The organism is Streptomyces sp. NPDC046881 (assembly GCF_040645015.1).
Classification (GTDB): domain Bacteria; phylum Actinomycetota; class Actinomycetes; order Streptomycetales; family Streptomycetaceae; genus Streptomyces.
Genome location: NZ_JBEYXJ010000040.1, coordinates 61,817 through 68,598, shown reverse-complemented (window position 1 = coordinate 68,598; position 6,782 = coordinate 61,817). Strand labels below are relative to the sequence as shown.

Sequence of the window (6,782 nt, the reverse complement as noted above, 5' to 3'; positions counted from 1 at the left end):
GCCGTCCGCGTCGTGGACGTGCCGCCGCCCGATGTAGAACCGCTCGCCCTCGGCCCCCTCGGCCTGCTGCGCGCCCGGCGCGTGCAGGTAGTCCAACCTGCCTTGCGCGGGGAGTTCGCGGGCATCCGGTCGGCAGGAAGGAGGACCGTCGCGATGACGACTTCCGTGAGACGCCTGCCGGGCTGGGCCAAGGCCGTGGCGGCGCTCGTGCTGGTGCTCGCCGTACTGTTCGCCGGAATCCGGCTGGCCGTACTGCCGGGCATCAAGGACCTGTTCGGCACCGACACCGAGGACCGCTCCGGGCCCGCCCTGCTCAAGTCCATCCAGGACATGAGCCGTTACGACGCGGCCTCGGGCAACTTCCAGGTCGTCGTGGACCTGGAGAAGGACGCCAGGTTCCTGCCCGACGCCCTGCACGGCACCCGCACCCTGTACGTCGGTGCGGGCACCGTGGACGCCTACGTCGACCTCGGCGGGGTCGGCCGGCGGGACGTACGGGTGGACAAGGACCGTACGTCCGCCACGATCCGGCTGCCGCACGCACGGCTCGGCAGGCCGGCCCTGGACCCCGACCACTCCTACGCCGTGTCCAAGCAGCGCGGCCTGCTGGACCGGCTCGGTGACCTGTTCTCGGACAACCCCAACAGCGAGCAGGCCGTGCAGAAGCTCGCCGTCCGGCACATCGGCGACGCGGCGAAGCGCAGCGGGCTGACCGCCCGGGCGGAGAGCAACACCACCAGCATGCTCCAGGGCCTGCTGCGCTCGCTCGGCTTCAAGGAGGTGTACATCACCTACGGGACCTGATCAGCCGCCCACTACCCCCGGCAGGGCCAGCGCCCCGAGGACGGTCGCGCCCACCAGCAGCCAGGCCACGTAGTCGCCGACGTGCCCGGACTGCAGGCGCCTGAGGGGCGCGGCCCAGTCGGGGGCGGCCACCCAGCGCGGGCGGGTGACGGCGAGGCCGGCCAGCGCCGCGGCCAGCACGGTGGAGGCCAGGCCCAGCAGCACGCCGTGCGCGGTCCAGTGCACCGAGGCGTGGGCGCCGCCCGAGCCGGCCTCGTTGACGGAGCGGGCCACCACGGCGCCGAAGCCGGGGACCACCCCGACGGCGAGGGCGGCGGCGAGCAGCACGGCGGGCACGACCGTCATGGTGTCCGGGATCCGGCGCAGCAGGCCGGACGTCTCCGGTTCCTCGTCGGAGCCGCTGGTCTCGTACTCCGCGTCCTCCGGGCGCGGCCCGAGGCCCAGGAAGACGCGGCCGGTGACCCGCAGGACCGCGCCCGCCGTGATCGCGGAGGCGGCCACGTACACCACGGTGAGCGGGCCGCCGACCGCCTCCTCGGCGACCGCCTTGCCCAGTGCCGTGCCGAACGGTGGCAGGCCCGCCAGGCCCAGCGCGCCGACGGCGAACATCACCCCGGTGGCGCGCAGTTGCCGGGCCCGGCCGTGCAGCGCGTGCTCGTCGACGCTGCCGAACCGGTCCAGCAGGACGCCCGCGCAGGCGAACAGCGCGGCCTTCACCCCGGCGTGGCCCAGGAGGTACAGCGCGACGCCGTCGTCGCCCTCGGGGGTGAGGACGCCGAGCCCGACGAGGAACAGGCCGGTGTGGGCGACGGTGGAGTAGGCGAGGAGGCGTTTGATGTGCCGCTGGTACCAGCACATGACGGCGCCGGTCGCGGCCGTGAGGACGCCGAGCGTCACCAGGGCCCGGGTCAGGTCCGCGGCGGGGATGCCGCCGGGGCCGGCGAAGACGGTGCCGTACACCCGCCACACGCCGTAGGCGCCGAGTTCGACCATGACGCCGGACAGCAGCATGCAGACCGGGGTGGGGGCGACGGCGTGCGCGTCCGGGAGCCAGAAGTGGAAGGGCACGGCCGCCGCCTTCACCAGCAGTCCGGTCAGCACCAGCACGAAGGAGGCGAGGACCAGCGCGTCCGGGCCGCCCTGCCCGGCGGCGTCGAGCCCGCGGCCGATCTTCGTCATGGCCAGCTCGCCGGTACGGGCGTACAGCAGGGCGATGCCCATCAGCATGGCGTACGCGCCGAGGGAGTTGACCACTCCGAAGGTCAGGGCGCCCTGGACGGCCTTCGCCTCGTCGATGCGGTAGCCGGTCAGGGCGTACGCCACCACGCTCATCAGCTCGAAGAAGACGAACGCGTTGAACAGGTCGCCGGCCACGGCGAATCCGCACATGGCGCCCTGGAAGACCAGCATCAGTGCGGTGAAGGAGCCGGTGCGGTCCCGTGGCGGCTCGTCGAAGTAGCGCCAGGAGTAGGCGAGGGCGGCGAGGGTCAGCAGCGAGACCAGCGCGGCCATGCCGAGCGCCGGGCCGTCCCCGACGACGAGGATGCCGACGCTCTCGCCGTCGACGGGCAGCCAGCCGCCGACCCACTCGACCATGGGCGGCGCCGAGTTCAGCAGCAGCACGAGCGCGAGGGCGGCCGTGGCGCCGGAGACGACGAACCCGACGACCTCGGCCGCGACCCGGGGCAGATGGCGGCCCGTGGCCACCAGCAGGGCGGCGCCGAGCAGTGGGATCGCGACCAGGAGCGGGAGCAGGTGGTGCATCAGCCGCGCAGCTCCCGCAGTTCGTCGGGGTCGACGGTGCCGTGCCGTTTGGCGATCTGCAGGACGAGGGCGAGCAGCAGCGCGGTGACGGTGGCGCCGACGACGATGTCGGTGAGGGTGAGGGCCTGCACCACCGGGTCGACGACCGGCCGGGAGCCGGGCTTGATGTCGGAGAAGACGGGCGCGGTGGCGCCGTCGCGGTAGCCGACCGCCAGCAGCAGGACGTAGGTGGCGGACTGGCAGACCGCCAGGCAGCCGACGGCGTGGATCAGGTTCCGGCTGGTGGCGAGGCCGTAGCAGCCCGTCAGGAAGACGTAGGCGGCGACCAGGTACGGCAGGACGTGCATCGCGGTGTTCACCTCCCGGGTTCTTCCTCGATCTCGACGGCCTGGTCGAGGAAGTGGGCGAGCAGGACGACGACCGCACTGGCCACTTCCATGCCGATGGCCGCGTTCAGCAGCGGGACCGTGCCGCCGGAGGAGAGCGTGTTGAACGTGCCGTACGGCAGCAGGGTGTTGGCCAGGAACGCGGTGCCGGCCAGGATTCCGGCGGTGCCCAGCACGAGGTAGGCGCAGACCGCGACGGAGTCGGTGGTCTCGAAGACGCCGAGCGGGCGGACGCGCTCCAGCGCGCCGTAGTCGGCGCCGAGGTAGAGCAGGTGCAGGGCGGTCGCGGCGACGACCCCGCCCTGGAAGCCGCCGCCGGGGCTGAGCTGGCCGTGGGCGATCACGTACAGGCCGGTGACCAGGGCGACGGGCAGCACGAGCAGGGCGTAGCGGCGGACCGGGCGGGCCACCTCGGCGGGTTCCGGCCGCGCCCGGTGCTCGTCGCGGGCCTGGCGCAGCAGCACCACGCAGCCGAGGACGGCGGCGAACAGGATGCTCATCTCGCCGAGGGTGTCGTAGGCGCGCTGGTCGAAGTTGACGGAGGCGATGGTGTTGGCGGTCTGCCGGGCGAGGGAGGCGTGCACGGCGCGGTCGCCGTACGGATGCCGGCGGCCGCCGAAGTCCGGCAGGTCGAGGCAGGCGGCGACGAGCAGGGCGGCGAGGCCGGCGCCGCCGACGGCCAGCAGGTACAGCCGCAGCCGCTTCACTTCCGCTCCTCCTCGGTCCGGCCCCGGCGTCTGACCTTGCGCACCGACAGCATGATCAGCAGCGGGGTGAGGGCGGAGCCGACGGCCAGCTGGGACAGGCCGACGTCCGGGGCCTGGAGCACCGTGAACAGCGCGGCCAGCACCACCCCGAGGACGGACAGCACCAGTGCCTGGCGGGCGGGGTCGCGCTGGGCCACGGCCGCGGTGGCGGAGGCGGCCACGAGCAGCAGGACGACGACGATCACCGCATCGGACACGCGCCACCCGCCCTCGCCGCCCCGGCCTCTCCCGCCGGGCCGCCCGCCGCACCGCGGTCCGGCATCCCGTCAGCCACCCCGCACCCCCCGGAAGCCGCCCGACAGGGCTCGTGAGGCGACGATGTTGCCGCCGATCAGCAGGGTGCCGATCAGCAGCAGCTTCACCATGGAACGGCCCGGTCCGCCGGCCACGCACAGCGCGACGACGACGGCCGCACCCAGTCCGGCGGCGGCCCAGGTCAGCCCCCAGGCGCTCGGGCGGCCCGGTTCGTCGGAGAGCAGGCGGGCGAAGACGAGCGTGCCGACCGGGCCCAGCAGGGCGAGCAGCAGGGCGAGGTCGACGTAGGCCGGGCGGCCGTAGCCCTGGGAGAGGAGCAGCAGGGCCGGGCAGACGACGGAGGTGGTCAGGTTCTGGGCGATCAGCCGGCGGGCCGGCGGCCCGGTGGCCACGCCCCACAGCGCGGCCGCGCCTCCTCCGCCCAGGTCGACGGTCGCCGCGAGGATCCAGCCGTTCACCGCCAGGTCACCGCCCGCCGGCCGGCCCGGGCCAGCAGCGCCCCGGCGGCGGCGCAGCTCGCGCCGACGATCCGTTCGAGCGTGTCGACGGTGGTGATGAGCACCAGCCACAGCAGCGCCAGCGCCGCCCACCAGGCGAGGAGTTCGCCGGTGGCGAGGAGGAGCGCGCGGGGGACCGTACGACGGGTCATGCAGCGCCTCCTCGGTCCGCTGTGTTCGGTTGCGCGGCGATGTGTCCGGAATGCCGCTGGGGGCATCCAAGCACCGCCGGACCCGGGCGGGAGCGGCGGCGCGCGGGTCCGCACCCGGAGTGCCCCGGAGGCGTGAACGGAAACCACGGGCGCGGGGCCGGGCGGTGGCATCCCGGGCCGAGGCGCGGGTAACCGACGTTCGGAACACGGACGTTGACGACTGGAGGACCGCATGGCCCGTACCGTCCCGTGGCTGCCGGAGGTTCTGCGCGCCGCCCGGAACCGGCGCCCGGCCGGGAAGGAGCAGCCGTCGCGCCCGCCGGAGCCCCCGCGGCACGCGCTGCCGCTCCCCCTGCGACTCCTCGCCGTGCTGGTGGCGTTCGCGTTGATGGTGGCGTTCGCCGTCGTCCTGGCCCGGATCACGCTCCAGCCCTCGCCCGCCTCGGTGCCCCTGACGCACAGCAACCTGCACCCGGGGCGCTCGCTCAGGGCCTATCTGGAGCAGGCACCGCTGCGGGACGCGCTCCGGCAGGTCGGCGGGAACGTGCTGCTCGGCGTGCCGTTCGGGGTGCTGGTGCCGGTGCTGGCGCCCCGGGCCCGGGGAGCGGCGCGGGTCACGGCGCTGACGGCCCTGGTGATGCTGATGGTGGAGCTGGTCCAGGGGGCGCTGGTCACCGGGCGGGCCTTCGACATCGATGACGTGATCCTCAACACGGCCGGGGCGCTGCTGGGTTGGCTGCTGCTGGGGCGGCGGCTCGGGCGGGGCGTACACCGGCGGGTGTCCCGGGCTCCGGCCGAGTGACCGTCGTAAAGAGGTCTGTACCAGGGTATTGACGCTCCCTTATCTCACTTCTTAAATCAAGAGGCACCGCTCCCACCCCCCACCGAACGGAGAGCCATGGCCTCCCCCCGTCTGCTGCGCAGATGTCTTTTCGCCGCCCTGTCCGCCGCGCTGGTCGGCTCCGTCGCCGTCGGCCCGGCGCAGGCCCGGACCGCCGCCCCGGAGCAGGCCCGGACCGCCGCCGGGGCGGCCGCGGCCGTCAGCACCTTCTCCGACACCTTCGACGGGCCCGCGGGCGCCGCGGTCGACTCCTCGAAGTGGACCCTGGAGACCGGCGACAACGTCAACAACCACGAGCGGCAGTACTACACCTCGGGCACGAAGAACGCGGCCCTGGACGGCCAGGGCCATCTGGTGATCACGGCCCGCAAGGAGAACCCGGCCGGCTACCAGTGCTGGTACGGCAGTTGCCAGTACACCTCGGCCCGGCTGAACACGGCCGGGAAGTTCCACGCCCAGTACGGCCATGTCGAGGCCCGGATGAAGATCCCGCGCGGGCAGGGCATGTGGCCCGCGTTCTGGATGCTCGGCACGCCGGTCAACTGGCCGGACTCGGGTGAGATCGACGTGATGGAGAACGTCGGCTTCGAACCCTCCACCGTGCACGGCACCATCCACGGCCCCGGCTACTCCGGCTCGGGCGGCATAGGCGCCCCCTACTCGCTGCCGAACGGGCAGGCCTTCGCGGACGCCTTCCACACCTTCGCCGTCGACTGGGCGCCCGACTCGATCACCTGGTCGGTGGACGGGAACGTCTACCAGCGCCGCACGCCGGCCGACCTGGGCGGGAAGTCCTGGGTGTTCAACAAGCCGTTCTTCCTGATCCTGAACCTCGCGGTCGGCGGCTACTGGCCCGGCGACCCGAACGGCTCGACGCAGTTCCCGCAGACGCTGGTGGTGGACTCGGTGTCGGTGACGACAAGCGGCGGCGCCGGCGTGCCGATCCGGGGCCTGGCCGGCAAGTGCGTGGACGTGGCCGGCGCGAACTCCGCGAACGGCACGCCGGTCCAGCTCTACGACTGCAACGGCACGGGTGCGCAGGCGTGGACCGCCGGCTCGGACGGCACGCTCCGGGCGCTCGGCAAGTGCCTGGACGTCAGCGGCGGCGGCACCGCCGACGGCACGCCCGTCCAGCTGTGGGACTGCAACGGCAGCCCCGCCCAGCAGTGGGCCCTCCCGGCGGCCCGCGACATCGTCAACCCGCAGGCGAACAAGTGCCTGGACGTGACCGGGAACAACGCGGCCAACGGGACCCGGCTGCAGATCTGGACCTGCACGGGCGGCGCCAACCAGAAGTGGACGGTCGGCTGAGCCGA

9 protein-coding genes are annotated in these 6,782 nt (G+C 73.7%); 3 read left to right on the top strand and 6 right to left on the bottom strand.

Features of this window, described 5'->3' with window-relative positions; genetic code table 11:
• The first annotated feature begins 153 nt into the window (after positions 1-153).
• Positions 154-804 carry a DUF4230 domain-containing protein gene (locus ABZ923_RS20595; RefSeq protein ID WP_361473620.1) on the top strand — a complete coding sequence of 217 codons (651 nt, stop codon included), beginning with the start codon at positions 154-156 and terminating at the stop codon, positions 802-804.
• On the opposite strand, the gene ABZ923_RS20590 is transcribed toward ABZ923_RS20595, so the two are convergent.
• The 6 genes from ABZ923_RS20590 to ABZ923_RS20565 all read right to left on the bottom strand — a co-directional run bounded on the left by ABZ923_RS20590 (position 805) and on the right by ABZ923_RS20565 (position 4,625).
• Positions 805-2,568: a complex I subunit 5 family protein gene (locus tag ABZ923_RS20590; RefSeq protein WP_361473618.1), complete on the bottom strand. Its 1,764-nt coding sequence runs from the start codon at positions 2,566-2,568 to the stop codon at positions 805-807.
• On the bottom strand, positions 2,568-2,915 hold the full coding sequence (locus ABZ923_RS20585; protein WP_361473635.1) for a sodium:proton antiporter: 348 nt from the start codon (positions 2,913-2,915) through the stop codon (positions 2,568-2,570). Before ABZ923_RS20585 ends, ABZ923_RS20590 begins: the two co-directional genes overlap by 1 nt.
• Before the next feature lie 8 nt (positions 2,916-2,923).
• A complete protein-coding gene (locus ABZ923_RS20580) occupies positions 2,924-3,661 on the bottom strand; it encodes an MnhB domain-containing protein (RefSeq protein WP_361473615.1) in 738 nt (245 codons plus the stop codon).
• Complete coding sequence (locus ABZ923_RS20575; protein ID WP_361473613.1) at positions 3,658-3,918, bottom strand: hydrogenase subunit MbhD domain-containing protein; 261 nt, start codon at positions 3,916-3,918, stop codon at positions 3,658-3,660. The genes ABZ923_RS20580 and ABZ923_RS20575 overlap by 4 nt, the downstream gene beginning before the upstream one ends.
• 69 nt (positions 3,919-3,987) lie before the next feature.
• Positions 3,988-4,434 carry an MrpF/PhaF family protein gene (locus tag ABZ923_RS20570; protein WP_361473610.1) on the bottom strand — a complete coding sequence of 149 codons (447 nt, stop codon included), beginning with the start codon at positions 4,432-4,434 and terminating at the stop codon, positions 3,988-3,990.
• On the bottom strand, positions 4,431-4,625 hold the full coding sequence (locus ABZ923_RS20565; RefSeq protein ID WP_361473607.1) for a hypothetical protein: 195 nt from the start codon (positions 4,623-4,625) through the stop codon (positions 4,431-4,433). Before ABZ923_RS20565 ends, ABZ923_RS20570 begins: the two co-directional genes overlap by 4 nt.
• A gap of 232 nt (positions 4,626-4,857) precedes the next feature.
• On the opposite strand from ABZ923_RS20565, the gene ABZ923_RS20560 reads away from it, so the two are divergent.
• The gene (locus ABZ923_RS20560; RefSeq protein WP_361473605.1) at positions 4,858-5,427 is read left to right on the top strand and encodes a VanZ family protein; all 570 of its coding nucleotides are present in this window, start codon (positions 4,858-4,860) and stop codon (positions 5,425-5,427) included.
• A gap of 96 nt (positions 5,428-5,523) precedes the next feature.
• Positions 5,524-6,777: a family 16 glycosylhydrolase gene (locus tag ABZ923_RS20555; protein WP_361473602.1), complete on the top strand. Its 1,254-nt coding sequence runs from the start codon at positions 5,524-5,526 to the stop codon at positions 6,775-6,777.
• The last annotated feature ends 5 nt before the right edge of the window (positions 6,778-6,782 follow it).